Here is a 22,621-nt window from a genome sequence, read left to right on the forward strand (position 1 = left end):
ATCTGCCCATTCCGGTGAATCGGGTGTGGGAACAAACGGATCGTGCGGCAACAGCATAGGATAGTAAATAAAAAACGGTTTCCCTGCTTTCCGTTCTATATAATCGGTTAAATAATCAGCGACAACCTGCGGGCCATATTCCTGCGGGTTCCGGGGCAAGTCGTTTCCATTTTGCGTCAATAACGGGTTCGCATATCTTTCCCCCTCGGCACGTGTTCTGTTCAATTGCCACAGGCAATATTCATCAAATCCAAAATGATTTGGCCGGGTTACATCCTGGTTTCCGGGATTATTTCTGTTTAAACCGTTCAATTGCCATTTTCCGGCAATAAAAGTCTCGTAACCCGCTTCTTTCATCAAATTTCCGAATGTTTTTTCAGCCGGATTCAGGTATCCAAAATCCTCATAGTTTCTGAAATTGTATTTTCCAGTCATTATTTTTACCCGTGAAGGAGTGCAAAGCGGTTGTGAATAGCAATGTTCAAAACGTATCCCCGAAGCTGCCAACCTGTCAAGATTTGGGGTTTCATATTCTGTATTTCCATTGGCGCCAACACATTCATAGCCCATGTCATCCGCCATAATCAGCACAATATTGGGGCGTACAAATGTTGATTCCTTTTCTCCACATCCTGTTATAAATATGGATGTTACTCCTAAAACAAAAACCAATTTTAAAATTTTGATAACCATTTTATCTATTCTTTTTCTAATTTTCAACGTTTTAATCATTTGGAACCGGCATCTGAGCGCCTACATCTTCCCGCCATTTTTGCAAGTCACCGGCCAGTTCTGTCGTTTTTGCTTTCAGGCTGTCTGCCAGGTTTTTTGTTTCCCCTATATCCGTTTCCAAATCGTACAATTCGTAAGCCGATTCCTGTTCGCCCAACAAACTTTTTTCGTACCATTCAATCAGTTTCCAATTGCCACTTCTGATGGCGCCTGCCGGAACCATTCCCGATCCCTGATGATAATGCGGATAGTGCCAGAAAAGTGTTTGATGAATTTCTGTCTGCGGATTTTTTAATATAGGAACAAAACTTTTTCCATCAGTATTTTCAAAAGCAGGTTCTCCTATTCCAGCCATTTCCCGAAATGTGGGAAAGAAATCGTATGAAATGACTAACGATTCTGATGAAGTACCTGGTTTTACAACATCTTTCCACTTCACAATCAACGGTTCCCTGATGCCGCCTTCATACAACCATCCTTTGCCAGCACGAAAAGGAGTTTGTGCTGCATAGGCATGTTTTCCGCCATTGTCGGCATAATAAATAACAATGGTGTTGTTCTCCAATCCGAGTTCCTTTATCTTTTCGAATATTTTTCCACAACTTTTGTCGAGCCGCTCAACCATAGCTGCAATTATTGGATGATTTTCCGGTTCGCTTGAAGCGGACATGTTTTCATATTTCCGGATTTTTTCTGCACGTTCTTTCAGCGGATCATGAATGGTATTATGCGAAACAAACAGGAAAAACGGATTTTTCCGGTTTCTTTCCATAAAATTAATAGAAAGGCTGGTAATGGTATCCACATTGTGCGCATCCATTTCTGCATCCTGCCAGGTTTGCGCCAAATCTCCGGAAGGTTTGTAGGTAACAAAATGCTCGTCGAAACCCTGTCTATCAGGATTAAATGGCAAACTTTCAGGCGGTGTTTTTTCAGGGCTCAAGTGCCATTTCCCGAAATGTGCTGTTTTGTATCCGTTTTCTTTAAGTACCTCGGCAAAAGTTATTTCTTCGAGCGGTAAAAACTTCTGCCATTCGGGCTGGCTTAACGGATAATCGTCGCGGTTATTTCCGGCAATAAAATCGGTTAAATGCAACCGGGCCGGATATTTTCCGGTCAATATACTGGCTCGCGTTGGAGAACAAACGGCAGCAGCGGCATAGGCGTTTGTAAAAAGTATTCCTTCGCTTGCCAAATGATCAATGTGGGGTGTTTGGTAAAAATTACTGCCATAACAACCGAGTTGTGCGCAACCCATGTCATCGGCCAGAATTAAAACAATATTGGGTGGTTTTTGATTATGGTGCATTTCTTTGTTGCAACCGATAAAAACAGATGTTAAGCCCATTGCAAATACTGAAATGATAGTTTTGTGGTTCATAATAATAAAATTGTAGTTTTTATTTCTCAGGTCCGATTCTTCATTTCCGTTTTATTTTTGCTAATATTCCAAAATTACAAATTCAGTTCGCCGGTTAACCAGATGTTCTTCTTCGGAACAAATAACTCCATTGGCACAACGATTCAACAGCCGGGTTTCGCCATAACCTACTGCATTTATTCGATCCTTGGCAATCCCTTTTTGAACCAGGTATTCCAAAACCGAATCAGCCCGTTTCTGACTAATCCATAAATTGTAATAGTCTTCCAATCTGCTGTCTGTATGCGAACTAATTTCAATTTGCAAGGTTGGATTGTCTTCCATTAGTTTCGCCAATTGGTTCAGTTCTGGTTCTGACTTTGGCATTATCATCCACATATCAATATGAAAATCAATTGATTTCATTAAAAAAGCTCTACCAGTTTCTTTTCTGAAAAGCCAGAGGGTATCTGTAATTTCAGAGCCGGGTACGAATCGTTTCGGATTAAGATCAAATGTATAGTCAAAATAACCTGTTTTACTTACCCGAACCGGGCAATTAAAAATGCTGTCGAATTCAATTTCAATAACACCAGATGAATCCGACTTCCAGTTCGAATCATTGCAGAACAATATCGCATCATTTACAGCATTTCCATTTTCAAAATCTTTTACAACAACCTGGTAATTAAAAATTTGTTGCAAGGTCAATTCAATAAATCCATCTCCTGAAACAGGAACTTTTTCTGACACAAAACCTTCTTTATCAGCATATACCTGATAGCATTTTCCTATTGGAACAGCAAATTCGAAATTGCCATCATTTCCAGATACTATTGATTGTATTCTATTCCCATTACAATCTTCCAGGTAAACCATTGCATCTTCCACTTCTTGTTGATTATGAATTGTAATGACTTTTCCACTTACATGTATAAGTTGGGGAATTAATTCAATAAAATAAATATCATCTTTTCTTCTGAAATCTCGATTGGATGAAAAGTAGCCAAACCTTCCGGAGGGATGAATGGTTAATCCAAAATCATCAGAAGGTGAGTTAACCTTCTCCCCCAGGTTTACTGGTTTATTTTCGTTGGAAATTTTTATATAATAAATATCAAGCTGCCCGAAATTGGGTTCCAACGCATCGGATGAAAACAGTAGCATTCCGCCGGGCCCAAAGGTAGGAAACATTTCATTGCCAGCCGTATTTATTTCTTCACCCAAATTTACCGGCTCACTCCACTGCCCTTCTTCCCGGATTGACATATACAAATCGGATTTTCCAAATCCACCATCCATATCGCTTGAAAAAACCAGGGTATCTCCCGTTATACTTATGGCAGGATGAGCAAAATTATACTCAGGACTATAAAATGGAAAATCCTGTGTCACTACCCATTCTATTTCATTTAAATCATTTACTTCAATATTGGTTCTTGGCCGTCGGAAATGTGTAATCACCCATTCTCCGTTAAACTCTTTCATAATAACCAATCGTAAATTAACTTTACGCCTCGCCGACAAATTTGACCCTTCAGACCTGTTGTTGAGAGTAACAAATAATTCACCTGTTTTTTTACACCACGCAGCGGGCCCTTCGTGAAACAATTCTCCAAAACCGGGAACCAATTCACGTTCAGTTACCGGATTACCTTTATCGTCGATTTCTGCACGATAGATATCATAAAACATGGCATTTTGTTCCTGGCGCTTTTCATCCCCAAAAAACTCTTCCCTTACAGAAGAAAAATACAATTCACCTTCAACAATCAGAGGCGAAATATCACTTTCAACAGAATTTATTGAAGCAAGGGGTGTAATCCGGTAATCAATATAATCGAAAAATCCTGATGACTGACCATTTAAGACATCGGGGAGTCCAATACAAACCAAGAGTATAATTGCAAAAATTCTTATCATATTCTGAAATTCTTTCATTTTCCGGGCTAAAACATTCTGGGCGAACTAAACCTACGACGAGTCGGCAATTCGTATGAAACCATTACTTCGTGCGTGGCGTTATGAAACGATTGCAACGGTGTAGTTGAATAATCAAATCCGTATCCTAGCCTTAAATTCTCGAAAATCCACTGTCCTACAAAACCAAAAGAATCGCCGGTACGGTAATTGGCGCCCAGCCAAACTTTTTCACCCAGTAAAAAATTAGCCGTAAAATCGAAAACTGCTGGTGCGCCCCAAACAGTTCGGGCCAAAAAGGTTGGCTTAAACTGCAGGTAATCCGAAAGTTCAAAAACATAACCGCCAATAAGGAAAAAATGTCGCAATTCAGCCGTTGTGGAAAAGTTGCTGAAATTATTCTGAAAATCTGTTTTTAATATTTTGGGAGAAGAAATCCCCACATAAAATATTTCGTTGGAAAGAAACGCACCAATACCAAAATTGGGCATAAATTTCGTCTCAAAATCCGTCATAAACATCGGATCTTCAGGGTCGCCCGGATAACCAGTGTATTCGGTCAGGTTATTGGTATAAGTTGTTACACCAGCTTTAATTCCCAAACGTAGATTCGTTTTATTTGTAATTCTTAACCGGTAAGAATAATCGAAATTTGCACCCAGTCGTTTTTCAAAACCAACTTTGTCAGCAATAATATTCATACCCAAAGCAAAATTTTGAAATTTTACAGGTGTTTGAAAAGAAAGGGTATATGTTGTTGGAGCCCCCGACATGCCTACCCACTGGTGGCGCCCCAGAACTAAAAACCCTGCATTTTCCCATGTTCCAACATAGGCTGGATTATAGGATTGAATATTGAAATTATACTGTGTAAACATGGGGTCCTGCTGTGCTTCACTTCTGTTTGTAAAAAGCAACAGTAAAAGAAACAGGTTCCATGTAATTTTCCTTATGTAGCTCATATTTTCTCTCGTTTTCATATCGCTCCAAAATTATCTGTTCAGGAACAAGTGACCGGTATGTGGCTCGTTTCCATCTTTCAAATCTAAAATAAAAAAGTAGGTACCGGCTGGCATTTTATCGTTACCGAATGTCCATTTTTTTGAGGAGTACCCGTCCCACCAGGCATCGGTGCCATGCACTTCTGAATTTCCAAAATTGTCTTTTTCAAATACCAGATTTCCCCAGCGGTTGTATATTTCAACTCTTGCATCGGGATAACTTTCCAAACATGTAATTCTCCAGTTATCCTGTATTCCGTCGTCGTTTGGAGAAAAACCTGTTGGAATAACCAACTCACATCGTTCAACCTGAACCGTTACAGTGGATGATGCTTCAACCAGCGAACCGTTGAGCGTACTGGCAGATACCATGGCCACATTATTGAACTGTCCTTCTGTTTCGTCGGCTATCTGAACGGTATATTCTGTTGTAAAACTTAATGATTCGCCCGCAAGAAGTTGCTCTGTTTCCTGTTCAAAACCAGTTAAAGGGTCTTCAACCAAAACATTAAATAAGGTTACATTTCCGGTATTTTCAACACTTATACTGAAACTGACCACATCGCCCAAAGCTACTTCGTCAACAGATAGAACAGCCTCTTTTTCAATATAAACCGATGGATTTTGTTCGAAGGAAGTAACTGTGGGATCGTCATTGTCAGGTTCACTTCCTGAATCATCTTCTACCGAATCTCCTCTCAAATTAAAACTCCTTACTCTCGCAGAATTGGTTACCCCTCCGGCATCAATGTCGGCCTGTGAAATTTTATAGGTAGCGGTTGCGGTTCCCATTGAACCCGGCAAGAGGGTATCGGGAACTACTTCAAGGCCGGTAATTCCAATTCGCTCATCATCAATTTCAACATCCCAAAGTGCTGTTTCACCGGTATTTATGACTTCAAAAGAGTATTGAATTGTTCCGCTGGCGGGATTGTATTGTTCCCTTTTTACCAAACTAACAGATGATGTTAGCATTGATTGATTGATAAAAATGAAAACGGATGCTTCGGCATATAACCCTGGATTTTCCTTTGCAGATAAACGGTAAACCAACGGCGTAGGATCTGAAAAGAAAAATGAAAGCGGTGTAAATGTAATAACGCCGGATACCTCATCAAAAACCCAGCTTCCTTCATCCTCAACCGATATTTCAATCTGAATTCCATCTGTCAATGGATCAATATCAACAATAACCTGCTCAGGTAGTGCGGGTGAGCCATCGCTTAGTTTATCGTTCGACAGAATATTAACGGAAACAGGTTCTCCCGGAGTATTATCGGTACTCGTATCATTAACTGCTTCAGGTGCTTCTTCATTATAACCAAAGGTAATTAATGCATTATCGTTCAAACCGGTAAGATTCTCCGTAAGTGTATATGTTACGGGGTCAGGATCAGTTGTAAAACCATCTTCAGGATTAAATGCAGCAACCCCGGTTAAAGTGTTATAACCCCAGGTTCCCTGTCCTTCCACAATCAATTCATTTTGATTCCCTTCTGTTGTTTGATCGATATCTACGGTTACCAGGGCAGAAATTGCGGGAGTACCGTCGCTTAACCTGTCGTTGCTCAAAATATTGACAGAGGCCCTTGAACCCGGAGAGTTTCCGGGGCTAAAATCATCATTGGCAACAGGTGGTTCTTCGTTGTATGAAACAGTAATATTTGCTGTATCACTTAAACCAGTAAGATTTTCAGTTAAAATATATGAAACTGGCGAAGGAGATACAGTAAATCCTGTTTCAGGGGTAAAAGTTACAAATCCCGATTCAGAATTATAATTCCACGTGCCCTGGTCTGCAACAACAAGTTCAGATTGAATTCCACCATTCTCCGGATTGAGATCAACAGTCACATGTGTGGGCAATGCAGCAATGCCGTCGCTAAGATTGTCATTTGCCAGAATGTTGATATCTACAGTTTCGCCCGGATTCCCTCCCGAAATAATATCATCCGAAGCAACAGGGGGTTCCTTATCGTATTTAATTATTACAATTCCTTCATCGCTAAGTCCAGTCAAAATTTCAGTTAGTAAATAAGTTAGCGGCGTTGGATCGACCGTATAACCAGGTTCGGGGGTAAACGAAATTATTCCGGTTAACGCATTGTAATTCCAGTTTCCTTCACCTTCAACCTTTAGTTCTGCTTGAACTCCTTCTACAAGAGGCTGAATATCAACGGAAACCAAAATAAGCAGAGCCTGTGTACCATCACTTAGCATGTCATTGTCCAAAATATTTAAAGAAGCGCTGCTGCCGGGTTTATTACCTTCACTGGTATCATTGATTGCAAAAGGCTCTCCCTTATTATATTGAACTGTTATTGTTGCATTATCGTTCCTGCCCGTTAAATTTTCTGTTAATCTATATGTAATTGGCGATGGATCGGTAGTAAAACCGGCAACAGGATTAAATATAACCTGCCCGGAAGTTGAATTATATGTCCAGCTTCCTTCACCATCTGCAATTAATTCATTTTGTACGCCAGACTGTCCTGTATCCAGATCAATAGTCACCAAACCGGGTGTTGCATTTCCGCCGTCATGGAGTTTGTCATTGGCCAGGATATTTAGAGTAACACTATTCCCTGAAATATTATCTGAACTGGCATCATTAGCGGCGACAGGAGGTCCCAGCGCATTTATAGTTAACGCAAACTCTGCATTCACCTGTGTATTGTCAGGTGCGGATCCGGAAACCGTAACGGTATTAATAACACTTCCAATGTTATAATCTGATTGAGTAACCTCATAGGTTTCCTTGTAAGTAATAGTGTCTCCGGGAGGTAAAGAAGGGGAAACGTCATTCAAACCAATCAATAAATCGATTACTTCTATATCTGAAACAGTAACATTCCCAGTATTCTCAACTATTATTGTGTATTCAATTTCAGAACCCACATTTGCAAAATTCTCCGGCAAAGCGGTTTTAGTCACAACCAATTCAGGATTTTGTTCTGCCTGAATGGTAATTGAACCATTTCCTTCCACTGTCTCGCCATTCGGATCTTTCCCTGAGCCAGTTGCACTATTGGTTACAAAACCAGTGTCCAAATCTTCCTGTGTAATAGAGTATGAAACAGAATAAGAAACTGATTCTCCCGGCAAAAGAACTGAAATCAACTCATTAAAATCAAGAACAGCATCCACTAATGCGATTTCGGAGATGCTTACATTTCCTGTATTTTCTGCTTCAATATTGTAAGTAATAACATCGCCAACTGCACTGTATGTTAAGGGTTCTGCTGTTTTAGACACAATCAGACCGGGTTGCTGGCTGGCAGTAATAGTTTCCGAATCGCTGGCAGTAACCGTGGAATTGTCCAGTGTGGTTCCCGATGCATTAGCGGTGTTGGTTACACTTCCCGAATTCAAATCAGACTGTGTGATGGTGTAGATTTCAGTAAAAGTCTGTGATGCACCGGGTGCTAAACTGGTTATGGTTGAATTCAAACCTGTTAGCGGATCGGTAACTGAAATGTTGCTAACGGTAACATTTCCGCTGTTTATCACTTCAATGTTATAACTGATTTCCTCCCCCACAGAAGTGAAGGTTTCTGCTGTAGAAGTTTTGATGACAGTCAACCCGGGTTGCTGGCTGGCAGTAATAGTTTCTGAATCGCTGGCAGTAACCGTGGAATTATCAGGAGTAGTTCCCGAAGCATTAGCTGTATTGGTTACACTTCCCGAATTCAAATCAGACTGTGTGATATTGTAGATTTCAGTAAAAGTCTGTGATGCACCGGGTGCTAAACTGGTAATAGGTGAATTCAAACCTGTAAGCGGATCGGAAACTAAAATATCGCTAACGGTAACATTCCCGCTGTTTATCACTTCAATATTATAACTGATTTCCTCTCCCACAGCAGTATAGGTTTTTGGTGTAGCAGTTTTGGTTAAAGTAAGCCCTGGTTCCTGACTGGCAGTAATCGTTTCCGAATCGCTGGCAGTAACCGTTGAATTGTCCGGTGTGGTTCCCGATGCATTAGCTGTGTTGGTTACACTTCCCGAATTCAAATCAGACTGTGTGATATTGTAGATTTCAGTAAAAGTCTGTGATGCACCGGGTGCTAAACTGGTAATAGGTGAATTCAAACCTGTAAGCGGATCGGAAACTAAAATATCGCTAACGGTAACATTCCCGCTGTTTATCACTTCAATATTATAACTGATTTCCTCTCCCACAGCAGTATAGGTTTTTGGTGTAGCAGTTTTGGTTAAAGTAAGCCCTGGTTCCTGACTGGCAGTAATCGTTTCCGAATCGCTGGCAGTAACCGTGGAATTATCAGGCGTGGTTCCCGATGCATTAGCGGTGTTGGTTACACTTCCGGAATTCAAGTTGGATTGGGTGATAGTGTAGGTTTCAGTAAATGTTTGGTCTTCTCCCGGAGCTAAACTGGTTATGGTTGAATTCAAACCTGTTAGCGGGTCAGTCACCTGAACATTTGTGAGGGTTACATTTCCCGTGTTTTCAACTATAATATTATATGTAATTTGCTGACCTGCTGAGCTAAAAGTTGAAGGTGTTGCATTTTTTGCAATGGCTAAACCAGGTTGTTGATTTGCGGTGATGGTTTCAGAATCACTCGCACTTACGGTTTCGTTATCGGGATTGGTTCCTTCAGCAGTTGCAGTGTTGGTAACACTTCCCGAATTCATATCGGTTTGAGTAATGGTGTACGTTTCAGTATATGTCTGTTTTTCATCTGGCGAGAGGCTGGCAATATTTTCAGCCATTCCTGTCAACGGGTCAGTTACTAAAACATCCGAAAGGGTAACGTTTCCAGTGTTTTCCACTTCAATTGTATAAGTGATTTCTTCACCGGCTGAATTATAGGCCGATGATGAAGCATTTTTAGTTACAATTAATCCTGATTGCTGACTGGCGTTTACGGTTTCAGTATCACTGGCATTTATTGTGTTATTTTCCGGGTCGGTGCCCGAAGCACTTGCGGTGTTGGTTAAACTTCCAGCATTTATATCGGATTGCTTAATCTCATAAGTTTCAGTGTAAGTTTGTTTAACTCCGGGTTGCAGGGTGTTGATGCTGGAACTCAAGCCGGTTAAAGGATCACTGATAGTGATATCGGAAATGGTAATATTCCCGGTATTTTCAATCACTATTGTGTAGGTGATAATATCTCCTCTGGCACTGTACGAAGAAGGTGAAGCGTTTTTAGTTAAAGTTAATCCGGGTAGCTGATTGGCAGTAACAGTTTCAGAATCAGATGCTGTTACTGTTACATTGTTGGGATCGGAACCCGAAGCAGTGGCCGTATTGACAACACTTCCCAAATTTAAATCAGCCTGGGTAATTGAATAGGAAACATTGTAAGTCTGTAATTCTCCCGGGGCGAGATTATTTATGGTAGTGTTTAATCCCGTAAGTGGGTCAGATACATTAATACCGGAAATAGTTAAATTTCCTGTGTTTTCCACTTCAATTGAATAGGTAATTTCTTCACCAACTGAACTGTAAGTTGAAGATGTTGCAGTTTTGGTTACAGTTAATTCAGGTTGCTGACTGATAGTTGTGATCGCATTATCCTCATTTGTGTTGGTTTGGTCGGTGTCAACAGATGCAATGTTTCCCAAATCAGTTCCGGCATCAATGTCAGCCTGTGTAACTTCATAATCGGCTGCGTAAATCCACGTTTCATCTGTATCCAGCACTCCGTCGGTATTGGTGTCGCCGCTGTCAAGCGTGGCACCACCGGCAAAAGTATCGGTCAGCACTACATTCGTCAGGTTTACATTTCCTGTATTGACAACTGTAATCGTATAATTAATGGTTTCTCCGGCTGAACTCACACTGGATTTGTCGGCTTCCTTGGTTATCGTTAACGACGCTTCCTGGCTGATGGTTGTTATTGCATCATCTTCTTCCGGGTCGGTCTGGTCGGTATCTACTGAAGCAACGTTAACCAGGTCAGTTCCGGCGTCAATGTCATCCTGAGTGACTTCATAATCGGCTGTGTAAATCCACGTTTCATCTGTATCCAGAACTCCGTCCGTATTGGTGTCGCCGCTGTCAAGCGTGGCACCACCGGCAAAAGTATCGGTCAGCACTACATTCGTCAGATTTACATTTCCTGTATTGACAACTGTAATCGTATAATTAATGGTTTCTCCGGCTGAACTCACACTGGATTTGTCGGCTTCCTTGGTTATCGTTAACGACGCTTCCTGGCTGATGGTTGTTATTGCATCATCTTCTTCCGGGTCGGTCTGGTCGGTATCTACTGAAGCAACGTTAACCAGGTCAGTTCCGGCGTCAATGTCATCCTGAGTGACTTCATAATCGGCTGTGTAAATCCACGTTTCATCTGTATCCAGAACTCCGTCCGTATTGGTGTCGCCGCTGTCAAGCGTGGCACCACCGGCAAAAGTATCGGTCAGCACTACATTCGTCAGATTTACATTTCCTGTATTGACAACCGTAATCGTATAATTAATGGTTTCTCCGGCTGAACTCACACTGGATTTGTCGGCTATCTTCTCTACTGTAAGTGTGGCATCCTGGATGAAAAAAGTAATTGCATCGTCTTGCTGAACATCCGTCTGGTCGGTATCTACTGTTGCTACATTAACCAAATCCGTTCCGGCTTCAATGTCTGCCAGAGTGACTGAATAATCAGCACTGTAAACCCAGGTTTCACCAACATCAAGTACACCTGTATTCGTGTCATCACCACTTTCGAAGGTAGCACCACCTGCAAATTCATCGGTCAGCACCACATTGGTAAGTTCCACTGTGCCTGTGTTTTCTACTTCGATGGTATAGATAATCTGCTGGCCTGCTGAATTGAAATCTGTTGGCGATCCTGTTTTGGTAATTGACAAAGCAGGTTGCTGGCTGCCTGGAATGGCTTCAATGGTTTCTGTGTCGGTTGTACTTATTGTAGAATTGTCAGGGGCAGTGCCTGAAGCTGTTGCCGTATTTTCCACACTGCCTGCATTTAAATCGGCTTGAGTGATGGTGTAGCTTTCTGTGAATGTCTGTTGCTCACCGGAGACAAGACTGGGTATCGTGGTATTTAATCCTGTCAACGGGTCGGTTACTGTAACATTGGTAAGATCAACATTTCCTGAATTTTCTACAACAATGGTGTAAGTAGTTTCCTGCCCTACTGAATTAAAGGTAGTTGGTGATGCAGTTTTGGAAACAGCCAAATTGGGTTGCTGGTTGGCATTTACCGTTTCGGAATCACTATCCGTAACGTCAGTATCGCCAAGACCGTCGCCGTTAGTGTCCGCAGAACCAGAACCTTCAGCAGTATTCGTATAAAAACCGCGATTCAGGTCAGATTGTGTTATTTCATAACTTGCTTCATATACCCAGGTTTCAGTGCGGTTCAATATCCCGTTATTATTTCCGTCACCGCTTTGGTAAGTAGGACCACTGGTTGCTCCAGCATCAATAACCAACGGATTGTAAACCGGGACATTCCCATCATTTAACATGGAAATCCGGTAGGTTATTACATCTTCTACTTCATCAAAAACCTGACCTAAAGGGTTAAGTACTTTTTGTACCTTTATTGAAGGATTTTTTACAACTGCCAAGGCTATGACATCTTCGTCCGAAGGACCCTCAGATACAGAAACTATGGCCTCAATGACAATATCCTCCAAAAAGATATCGTCCTGTTTAACCTCGTAAATAGCATTATATGTCTTTGAGCTATCGGGTTCCAGTAAGTTTTCATCGTACACAACTGTACCTAAAAGGTTATCTGTTATCTCAATTCCTGACAAAGGTTCATCACCGTTGTTGGTAACAGTATAAAATAAGGTAATTGTTTCACCTTCCTGAGTAACCATTGATTTGTCTGAATCCAAAGCAATGGTTACCGAAGCCGCCTGCGCGTAATTTTCGTTTAAGGTCACATTCCTTAATCCTGCAGTTATTGGAAAGATTCCCAAAAAAATAAATAAACTAATCAGCCACAAATTGCCATAACTGATTTTCTTTAAGATGAAAGGTGTATTATGATTTTTATTGCTAAGGAAAAACCGGAAACTTCTGATGAACTTTGAAAAATATTCCCCGAACATATATGGTCTCATAGCGCAGATATTAGTCTTTTTTATAGTATATAGAAATACCAGTGAAACCCTGTAATTGTTTAGAAAAACTCAAAAAGAATTTTCACTTTCTTTTTTCTTGTTGATTGCACCTGGTAAAATTACCTAAAAAATAGTAAGAATTTTTGTCAAACAAACATCTTAAGACGTAATATCTGTGTTCGCCTGTGAAATTCTTTATACACTAATATATTTTAACACAAGACCAATAAACTGAAACCTAATCGAATAAGCCGGTATTCCCCCTCTCCCAAATTGGCAGTAAACTTTCCACAATTTCAGGATATTCTTCTGCAACATTTTTGGTTTCATTAGGATCTTTTTGGTGGTCATACAATTCAATTACCGGTTTCTCATTTCTGAAATATTTGGTAACCCTGTACCGGTCAGTTCGAAGTGATATGCCGTTTCTGAAGTAACCGAAAGAAGCATCTTCCCATTCGGCAACCGGATTAGCGAGCAATGGCATTAAACTTTTCCCATCTGTTTCGTGAGGCATTTCCACATGGCACAAATCCATCAGCGTGGGATAAATATCGACTGCGCTAACAACTTTTTCAACTGATTTCCCTTTTGTTTTTCCGGGAATATTTACTATGAAGGCACTTTTTAACGCCCGCTCGAAAATGGTATGTTTTCCCCACACCAGGTGATCGCCCAAATGCCAGCCGTGGTCGCCCCAGATGACTACAACTGTATTTTCTGCCAACCCTTGTTTTTCCAGTTCATCCAGCAATTTGCCCACCTGAGCGTCGGTGTAACTCACACAGGCAAAATATGCATGGCGCAGTTTCCGGGCATATTCATCAGAGACGGGTCCATCAAGTGTGGCTTCTTCATCGCCCAACTGGTAACCGTTAAATTCGCCACTTCCGTGCAAACTTGCCTTGTTTACATTTTCGGGAATATACGGATTGGGTGACAAAGGAATCTCATCTTCATTGTACATATCCCAGTATTTTTTTGGCGCGTTAAACGGCAGGTGAGGTTTAAAAAAACCAACACCCAAAAAGAATGGTTCCCCTTTTTTAGCCAGTTCGCCCAGTTTGTCCAATGCCTGTTCCGCAATGAGTCCGTCAGGATATCCGGTATCGGGCACATCAGCCATTTCATAGGGTTTCACTTGTTTGTTCATGCTTTGCCGGTTTTCACCGTCGACATACCCGAAAAAGGCATTCCAGCCCGTACCCCATTTGCCTGAGTTCAAAAGCATTTCATCCCAACTGTGTGGCAGTTCGTATTCCGTGCCAACCGGATCAGTATAACCGTACAGCAATCCATCAACATAATGACTGATTTTTCCAATTCCTACCGTGTAGTAACCGTTTCGGCGCAAATGATGAATAAAGGTCTCGGGCGTTTCGGTTTCGGGTTTGCCTGCTATTAAATTGTGGCAGGCTTCGTTGCTCAAATGCCCTTTGGTTTTGGGCAACATACCGGTTAACAAACTGTACCGCGATGCTCCGCAGGTGGGAACCTGCACATAGTGGTTGGTAAACACCGCGCCGGTTTCAGCCAGCCGGTCGATGTTGGGCGATTTAATGTAGTCGTTTCCGTAACAACCCAGTTCAGGTCGCAGGTCGTCGATGGCAATAAAAAGGATATTTGGATTTTCCGGAAGATTTTTATCTGCAGATTCCTCAGTGCCTGTGCAGGCAAATAGCGTGCTAACGAGAAGGAAATACGTGTAAAAATTTTTTAACCTCATAGTTCATTATTTTTCAAATTCATATTAATTTTCTTTTTATTTTTCCTGGCATGGTTTTGCACTTTAACTCCTTTCACCTGCTGAAACTATAATGACGTAGTTCCCTTCATCCAGCTTAAAACTTCCGGACTCCAGACCTTCAATTTCCCCTTCTTCGATAGCCCTGTTGTTTTTCTGAACAGAAATGGATTGAAAATCACCAACCGGCAATTTGACGTTTGCAGTGCTCCCGGCAGGAATTTTCATTTCGTAGTGGTAAGAATTCTCTGCAGTGTTTTGCCAGTTCGATACAATTTCGCCGTGGGGAGATTGATAGGTGCATTTTACAAAATCAAGATCTTCGGGAGTTGCAGGTGCCAAAATGAACTCTTTAAAACCGGGATTTTGCGGGTCGGGCCGGATGCCGCCCAGCCACCGGTAATACCACTCGGTTACCGTCCCAAACATGGGATGGCAGTTTGAATAGGTATTGTCGCTTTCTTTCCAGGTTTCCCAGATGGTTGTGGCACCCCGGTCAATCATAAACCCCCAGCCCGGATAAGTTGTGCTGTTAACAATGTTAAAAACCGTTTCCGGGGAATGATGCTCTGAGAGTGTTTCCAGAATGTATTTCGTGCCAAAAATTCCGGTGCTGAAATGGCCCGATGGACCGTTTTTAACCGCGTTCAACAAAGAATCTTTGGCTGCATCTTTTTCATCTTCAGGTACAATCTCGTGATAAAGAAGGGTTGAAAAAAGTGTTTGCCGGTTTATTTTCCCGGTAACAGGTTTATCCCAGAATTCAGCTTTTATCAGGTTTTTCAATTTTTCGGAAAGCTTTTCATATTTCTGTTCATTTTCTTTGTCACCCACCACCCTGGCAAATGTTTCCATAATCCGGGCACATTGCAGGTAATGTGCTGTCCCTGTTAGTTGCACCGGCACCGGTTCCATCGACTCATGGTCGCTCAGCCCGCTTTCAACCATTCCGTCGGGATGAAGCCGGGCCGCTTTTTCCATCCACTTTTTATTCAATTCGTAAAGTTCCTGTACAATTTCAGTGTCGTTGTAATACAAATAAAGATAGTACTGCGTGATAAGAAAAGCAGACTCCCAGCTTATTCCACAATAGGCGATTCCGGTATAGGGAGCCGTGTCCACAAAGGTCGAGTCGTTCATGGCATCCACCCAGTCATAAACGGTTTTGCGGTAAAATTCCTGCATGTCGAAATTGTAAATAAACGATTCGCTGGTTGCATTAATATCACCTCCGTAACCAAACTTTTCGCGGGCCGGGCAATCCGACTGCACGCTGATAAGGTTGGCCAGAAAGGTTCTTTCGGTGGCTTCCTGTATCGAATTTAATAAATCGGAAGAGCAGGTAAAGCTGTTCAAGTCGGGCACATTGGAGTGAAAAAACAGACCTTTAATGTCTTCCGGTTCAGGCTCAACTTCCAGTCCTGAAATCTCCATGTAGCGGTAGGTATGGTAAGTAAATTCAGGGGAAAACCATTCCTCAACTTCTCCTTTAAAAATATAACTGTCCGTTTGCCAGGCTATATCCGGAGCACCAGGGCCGCCAACTCCTTTTCGTTTAATTTGCCCGGCTACTGTAGTCATAGGGTTTAACGTGCCGTCTTCATATACGCGTTCGCCAAACCGGAACACAACGGTATCGCCTTTTTCACCGGTTAATTTCATTTTAAAAGTGCCGGTAAAATTAACGCCCATATCCACGATATAAATTCCTTTTTCGGGGCTATAGATTTCTACTGGGGTTATCTCCTGTGTTACCTGAACAGGTGGAAAAAAAGCTTTTTGAAGCTGTCCTCCCGGGCTTTTTCCCAATTCAGCCGCACTCCAAGAACTATCATCCAAACCGGGAAGGTTCCAGTCTTTTATTTCTCTCTGGGCATCGTAAACCACCCCCAGGTAAACATCGTTTTTAACAATGGGTCCGTAAGCATATTTCCAGGTTTCATCGGTAACTATCTCTTCTGTTTTTCCATTTTTATAGTTGATAATAAGTTTGGCTATGAAGGTGGGTCTGCCAACTTTTTTTAAGTCGTTTCTCAAATTTCTATGTCCCCATTTACGGAGTGGAAGCGGATTATAAAAACCATTTCCCAATGAAACACCCAAGCAATTATTATTCCCCTCCAGCAGCGGGGTCACATCGTATTCCGAATAATAGATACGTTTGCTGTAATCAGTCCAGGCCGGATCGAGCACATTCAGGCCAACCGGGGCGCCATTCATAGTGGCCTGGTAATATCCGGCAGCGGTAATGTAAAGCGTCGCCTTGTCAATTGGGCCGTTAGCAGTGAATTCCTTTCTGAAAACCGGGGCTGGATCATCCAGATAAAACAGCGAATCGCTCTCAGGCAATTCCCTTCCATCCTGAATCCATTGGGCATTGCTGTTTTCACCAAAGACAACAATATCGGATTGTTCTGAAGTTTGGGTACAGGAAAATATAGTCAACAGCAAAAAAAAGATGGTGGATTTTTTCATTTTTGGTCATTTAAAATCCTTATAATACAGTGATGACTAAACAGAGTTTTACAGAATTCATTTTTTACAGTTTTACTTGAATCACAAAATTAAGAAAAACCGCCTCTTAAAAGAAGCGGTTTTGTCTAACTAAACTAAATATATCATTTAAGAAAAAACAATTCACAAAAAATCTAATAACCAGTATTTTGTTTTAATTCAGCTCCTTGATTGGCATCAATTTCAGTTTGCGGAATCGGCCATAAATTATGAAAATCCTGAATGGTTGGCGCTGAAACAGGATTATACATTTTAACACGTTCATCTAAAAGTCCTAACCGCGCCAATGTCAATCTTCTGGGTTCTTCAATAAGTAGTTCACGCGCCCTTTCATCCAAAATATAATGAATATCAACTTCTGCTGCATTAACCGGTGTAGCACCTGCCCTGCTCCTGACTACATTTATATCTGCTGCTGCTTTATCGGTTTCCCCTTTATTCAGATATGCTTCAGCCCTTAAAAGATAGGTCTCAGCCATACGTATAGCATAAACATCGCTGTATAACCTTCCACTGGTATCGTATCCTTGTGGATGACCGTGTGGGTGATTTGCTTTTTGTACATACACAAAATGCCTTCTAACTGTATCACCTGGTGCAGGATTTACTACATTCCCATAATCTGATGAAGCGGGATTATTTACAAAGAACCTTCGCTGCATATTAAATTCAGAATTACGTATATCGTTATCCCAGTCGCTTTGCCAAATAGTATATTCCATGTAAACAGAAGGCCTTATAAAGCCAATTGGACGACCCAAAAATTCATCTTTCAAAATTGCTGCTTTTCCATCGGCTGCTTTTAATTGTTCCAAAAATGGACCCCACTGACGTTGTAATCTGTTTTCAACCATACCACCCGGTACATTGTATTCAACCTGCCAGGCCCAAATGACCTCTTTATTATTGGCATTATTTTGATTTCCCAAACGGAATAGATCCCAGAAAACGTCTCCCGGTTTATCGGTCATGGTTCCAAAACGTTCAGTCATTAACTGGTATTGGGAATCGTTGATGACCCTTGAGGCAGCTTCAATTGATTTATCATATTCACCTGTAGAGATGTAAATTTCAGCCAGCAAATGATCTGCTGCAGCTTTTGAAAGTTTTCCATCGCGGTTATTTGCTTCAGGCAGGTTTTTGCTTGCAAAATCGAGGTCTGCAATTATGAAACTGAAAACCTCTGATTTTGGGTTTCTCGTAAAATCAAGTTTCGGACTTGTAATTTCTTCTTCAATAATGGGAACATCGCCAAAAAGATGAACAAGGTAACGATAGGCTAAGCCCCTGAAAAAACGTGCCTGTGCCTGAATCAATAATTTATCACTTTCGTTGTCCCAGGTCATTTCTTCTGCTTCAGAGCGAGTAATAATAACATTAGCCCCCTTGATCATCGTGTAAAAAATTATCCAATAGTTTTGTGGGGTGGCATTAAATGAATTTATATTTGTATAATCGCTAAAAAAATCAACTTTATTCCAGTACCAGCACAAATCAGTACCAGCTCCATAAAGAGCGGTCATACTTTTATCCCTTTCTGTACCAACCATTCCCGAAAGATTTTCTGAAGTAACCCCAATATTACGAGAAACACGATACAGATCATTTATTCCACTTTCAAACCCCGCTACATCTGTAAATGTATTCTCAGGACTTAAAAATCCCTGTGGTATCTCCTGCAGATAATCGTCGTTACAGGAAGATAAGGACGTGAGTGTAATTGCTATAAATAAAATCCTGATTGTATTAATTATTATTTTTTTCATTTCGTAAATGCTTTAAAATTAAAATTTCAAATCAACCCCTAAAGTAAAAGTCCTCAACATGGGAAAACTTCCGATTGAAGTACTGTTTTCCGGATCGTATCCTGTCCATTTGGTAAAAGTGTAAAGGTTTTTACCACTTACATATAAACGCAACGATTCCAGGAACGTTTTGGCGCTTATATTATCAAACGTATAAGAAAGATTTGCATCCTGAATACGCACAAAACTTCTGTCTTCCAGGTACGGATGACTTCGGTTTGGCATGTAATTGATTCTGGCATATTCATTTGAAGGATTATCAGGAGTCCAGTAGGGAACATCCTGTACATTGAAACGTTCAGTCCAGGTTGAAAATGGATTATTTACATTATGCATGGCCATATTGTTTCCAACATAATAATTATCTTTTCCACCTCCCTGAACAGAATTAATTAATAAATAAAAAGAAAAGTTTTTATATCGCAATGTATTTGAAATGCTAAAAATAAAATTTGGAAGGGTGGTTCCTAAAATTGTTCTGTCTTCGGGTGTCAGTTCACCATCTTCATCAGTATCAACCAGGCGAAAATCTCCGGGAACAAATCCACTTGGTATATCAGTATCATCCAATTGATATATTCCATCAGTTTTATATCCATAAATAACTCCAAGAGGTTCACCAATAAACCATGCATTGGCCAGGTTGTCATCCTCTTTTCCATCGCCATCCAAATCTTCACCGAGTAATTCATCAATCCGGTTTCTGTTCAGACTAAAAGTAAAACCGCTTTCCCACTGAAAATCCCTTTTCTGGATATTTCTGGAATTCAATGCCATTTCAACACCATGATTATGAACTTTTCCAATATTCGTCCAAACAGAATTGTAACCGGAAGTTGAAGGAATATTCCTTTGTAAAAGGATATTATAAGTATTGGATGAATAAACATCAATACTACCATTTAACCTGTTCTCAAGCAGTCCAAAATCAATTCCAAGGTTTTTTACTTTGGTAGTTTCCCACCCCAATTCAGTATTAGCCATCGATTCCAGAAAAACCGTTGTGGTAGTATTTCCTCCATCGCCAAAAATATATTGGGAATCAGCAATTCTTGCCAAAGTCTGGTAACGACTAATGGCCTGGTTCCCATTTTCACCGTACGACAACCTGATTTTCAGAAGATTTATAATTTCCTGATTGCTCATGAAATCTTCATTGGAGATTGTCCACGCAACTGCAACCGAAGGGAAAACAGCATATTTATTTTCTTTAGAGAAACCTGAGAATCCATCTCTTCTCACTGTTGCTGTAAGAGAATATCTGTAATTAAAAATATAGTTTAATCGTGCCATGTAGGCAACACTGTTTTGATCCTGCAAATCAGAATTGGTTTGCTGTACTTTTCCCAACCCCAGATTATTAAATCCAAGCGCCTGATTAAAAAAATCAGATGCCTGTGCAAAAGTGTATTCATATTTTTGATATTCGCGGCTATAAAGCAAAGTCAAATCAACCGAATGTTTGTCCAGGAAGTTTCTATTGTAATTTACAATGTTGTCAAGAGTCCAGTCATAATTGTCGTAAACTTGCTTACGTGCCAAACCATTCGCAGTACTACCCCCTCCTGTTGTATGTTCATTACTCCAGAAATTATTCAATTTGCGGTTTCTCAGGTTCGTGGCATAATTTAATGTCCATTTCAAACCTCTTACAAATGGAACTTCCAATTCACTTGAAACCAGTCCAAAAAAGCTGTTCCTAACGTCTTCATTATCAACAAAAGTGTTAATCATGGGATGTCTGAAATATGGATCTTCCATCGGGTATTCCTTGTAAATACCTTTAGATTCATCTTCCCAATACGATCCATAAGGACTTAACCCATAATACAATCCGGCAGGTTCTCCTGAATAATCAAGCGATGAGAAGGAGGTTCTTAATGAAACCGAATACCAGTCGGTGATATCATTGGTAAAATTTGCTTTTAACGTCAACCGTTCAAAATTGTCATTTTCAACAATACCTTGCTGATCGTAATAAGTTCCTGATAAAAAATAGTTTGTTTTATCAGTTTTTCCAGAAACATTAAGACTGTAATTTTGGGTGATACTGGTTTTAACAATTTCATCGTACCAATCAATGGTTTTTCCATTCCTGTAATTTTCAGCTTCAGTAGTAGTCAAGTAATCTTCAATTTTTGACGGATCGGCTTCCTGACCAATTGATTCCCGAAAATCGAGAATTTTCTGAATGTACCCTGGACCATCCAAAACCGGAATTAAAGAAACAGGATTTGATACACCAACAAATGAATTAAAATTAAATAACGGTTTTTCAGTTTTACCCATTTTGGTAGTTATTATTATAACCCCATTTGAAGAGCGTGAGCCAAATACTGCAGCGGCACTTGCATCTTTCAGGACATCAATTTTCTCGATGTCGTTTACGTTAAAATCGTTTAAAGAGCCATTATAAATAATTCCATCAACAACGATTAAAGGAGCGTTTCCTGCCGAAAGAGAATTAATACCCCTTACTCTTACAGATGGGCTTTCGCCAGGTCTATCGGGTGTGGTAACACTTAAGCCGGGTACGCTTCCCTGTATTGCCTGAAGTACATTGGTATTTGGAATATCCATTGTTTTTTCGGTAGTCACACTCGATACAGTACCGGTTAAATCACTTTTTTTCATGGTACCATATCCAATTGCAACAACTTCTTCAATACCTATGGTTTCTTCTTCCATTGAAACGTTAATGGTAGTTCGGTTTCCTAATTCAATTTCCATGGTTTTCATACCTACAAATGAAAATGTCAGGATATCTGAACTAACAGGAGTTTCCAAATTAAATATTCCATCCGCATTAGTAACTGTTCCAATAGTCGAACCTTTTACAACCACAGTCACCCCGGGTAAAGGTTGACCGTTTTCGTCGGTTACTGTGCCGGTAATGATTTTGGTTTGCTGCTGAGCAACAATGTTGTTTCCTCTTTGTGAGGAAGACCTCGCTGTTCCTTTCGTCACAACAATATCTGTATTTAAAACCCTGTACACTAAACCAGTACCTTCCAAAACTTCATTTAGAATCTGGTCAACACCGGTATTTTCATAATTTTTAGTAATTACCTTGTTTTGGGGAAGATGTTCGTTCTTGTAAAAGAAATCGAACTCGGTCTGGTCCTGTATGGACTTGAAAACGGTTTCAAGTGAAGCGTCTTTCAAATCCAGGTTCACCTTAACTGACTGCGAGTAAACACTGGCCGTTACATTGAAAAGGGTTGCGAGCGTAAGTATCAGCGATAATCTCATAATCAGTAAAATTTTTTTGCATTTTCTCCCTTTCGGAAGAAAACCGTTCATAAATAAATTTTTCATACTTTTGTTACGATTTTGGTTTAAAAATCAAAGTTTTAACTCGGGACGGGGAATGTGTGGCGCATTTCCCGTTTTTTTTGAGAGCCCCTCCTAACCTCTCCGCCAAATGGAGGAAGGCATAAGAAAAGCATCAATTTTTTAAATTTTTCAACATTTTATC

General features: G+C 40.6%; 9 protein-coding genes. All 9 read right to left on the reverse strand.

Annotated elements, in window-relative coordinates:
- A partial coding sequence (locus tag ACESMA_RS14040) for a sulfatase-like hydrolase/transferase (protein ID WP_372949475.1) occupies positions 1–693 on the reverse strand: 693 nt, incomplete at its 3' end.
- 31 nt (positions 694–724) lie between these two features.
- A complete protein-coding gene (locus ACESMA_RS14045; RefSeq protein ID WP_372949476.1) occupies positions 725–2,113 on the reverse strand; it encodes a sulfatase in 1,389 nt (462 codons plus the stop codon).
- 60 nt (positions 2,114–2,173) lie between these two features.
- Positions 2,174–4,015, reverse strand: coding sequence for an OmpA family protein (locus tag ACESMA_RS14050; RefSeq protein ID WP_372949477.1), 1,842 nt, complete (start codon positions 4,013–4,015; stop codon positions 2,174–2,176).
- Positions 4,016–4,041: 26 nt separating this feature from the next.
- Entirely contained in the window at positions 4,042–4,974 is a 933-nt protein-coding gene (locus ACESMA_RS14055; protein ID WP_372949478.1) for a type IX secretion system membrane protein PorP/SprF, read from the reverse strand.
- Between the two features lie 30 nt (positions 4,975–5,004).
- Positions 5,005–13,080 carry a gliding motility-associated C-terminal domain-containing protein gene (locus ACESMA_RS14060; RefSeq protein WP_372949479.1) on the reverse strand — a complete coding sequence of 2,692 codons (8,076 nt, stop codon included), beginning with the start codon at positions 13,078–13,080 and terminating at the stop codon, positions 5,005–5,007.
- A 238-nt stretch (positions 13,081–13,318) separates the two neighbouring features.
- Positions 13,319–14,806, reverse strand: a complete 1,488-nt coding sequence (locus tag ACESMA_RS14065; protein WP_372949480.1) for a sulfatase — start codon at positions 14,804–14,806, stop codon at positions 13,319–13,321.
- A gap of 63 nt (positions 14,807–14,869) precedes the next feature.
- Entirely contained in the window at positions 14,870–17,299 is a 2,430-nt protein-coding gene (locus tag ACESMA_RS14070) for a family 78 glycoside hydrolase catalytic domain (RefSeq protein WP_372949481.1), read from the reverse strand.
- 173 nt (positions 17,300–17,472) lie between these two features.
- On the reverse strand, positions 17,473–19,104 hold the full coding sequence (locus ACESMA_RS14075) for a RagB/SusD family nutrient uptake outer membrane protein (RefSeq protein WP_372949482.1): 1,632 nt from the start codon (positions 19,102–19,104) through the stop codon (positions 17,473–17,475).
- 18 nt (positions 19,105–19,122) lie between these two features.
- Positions 19,123–22,395 carry a TonB-dependent receptor gene (locus tag ACESMA_RS14080; protein ID WP_372949483.1) on the reverse strand — a complete coding sequence of 1,091 codons (3,273 nt, stop codon included), beginning with the start codon at positions 22,393–22,395 and terminating at the stop codon, positions 19,123–19,125.
- Positions 22,396–22,621: the final 226 nt, after the last annotated feature.

Origin of the sequence: Mariniphaga sp., assembly GCF_041687215.1 — a bacterium.
Taxonomy (GTDB): domain Bacteria; phylum Bacteroidota; class Bacteroidia; order Bacteroidales; family Prolixibacteraceae; genus Mariniphaga.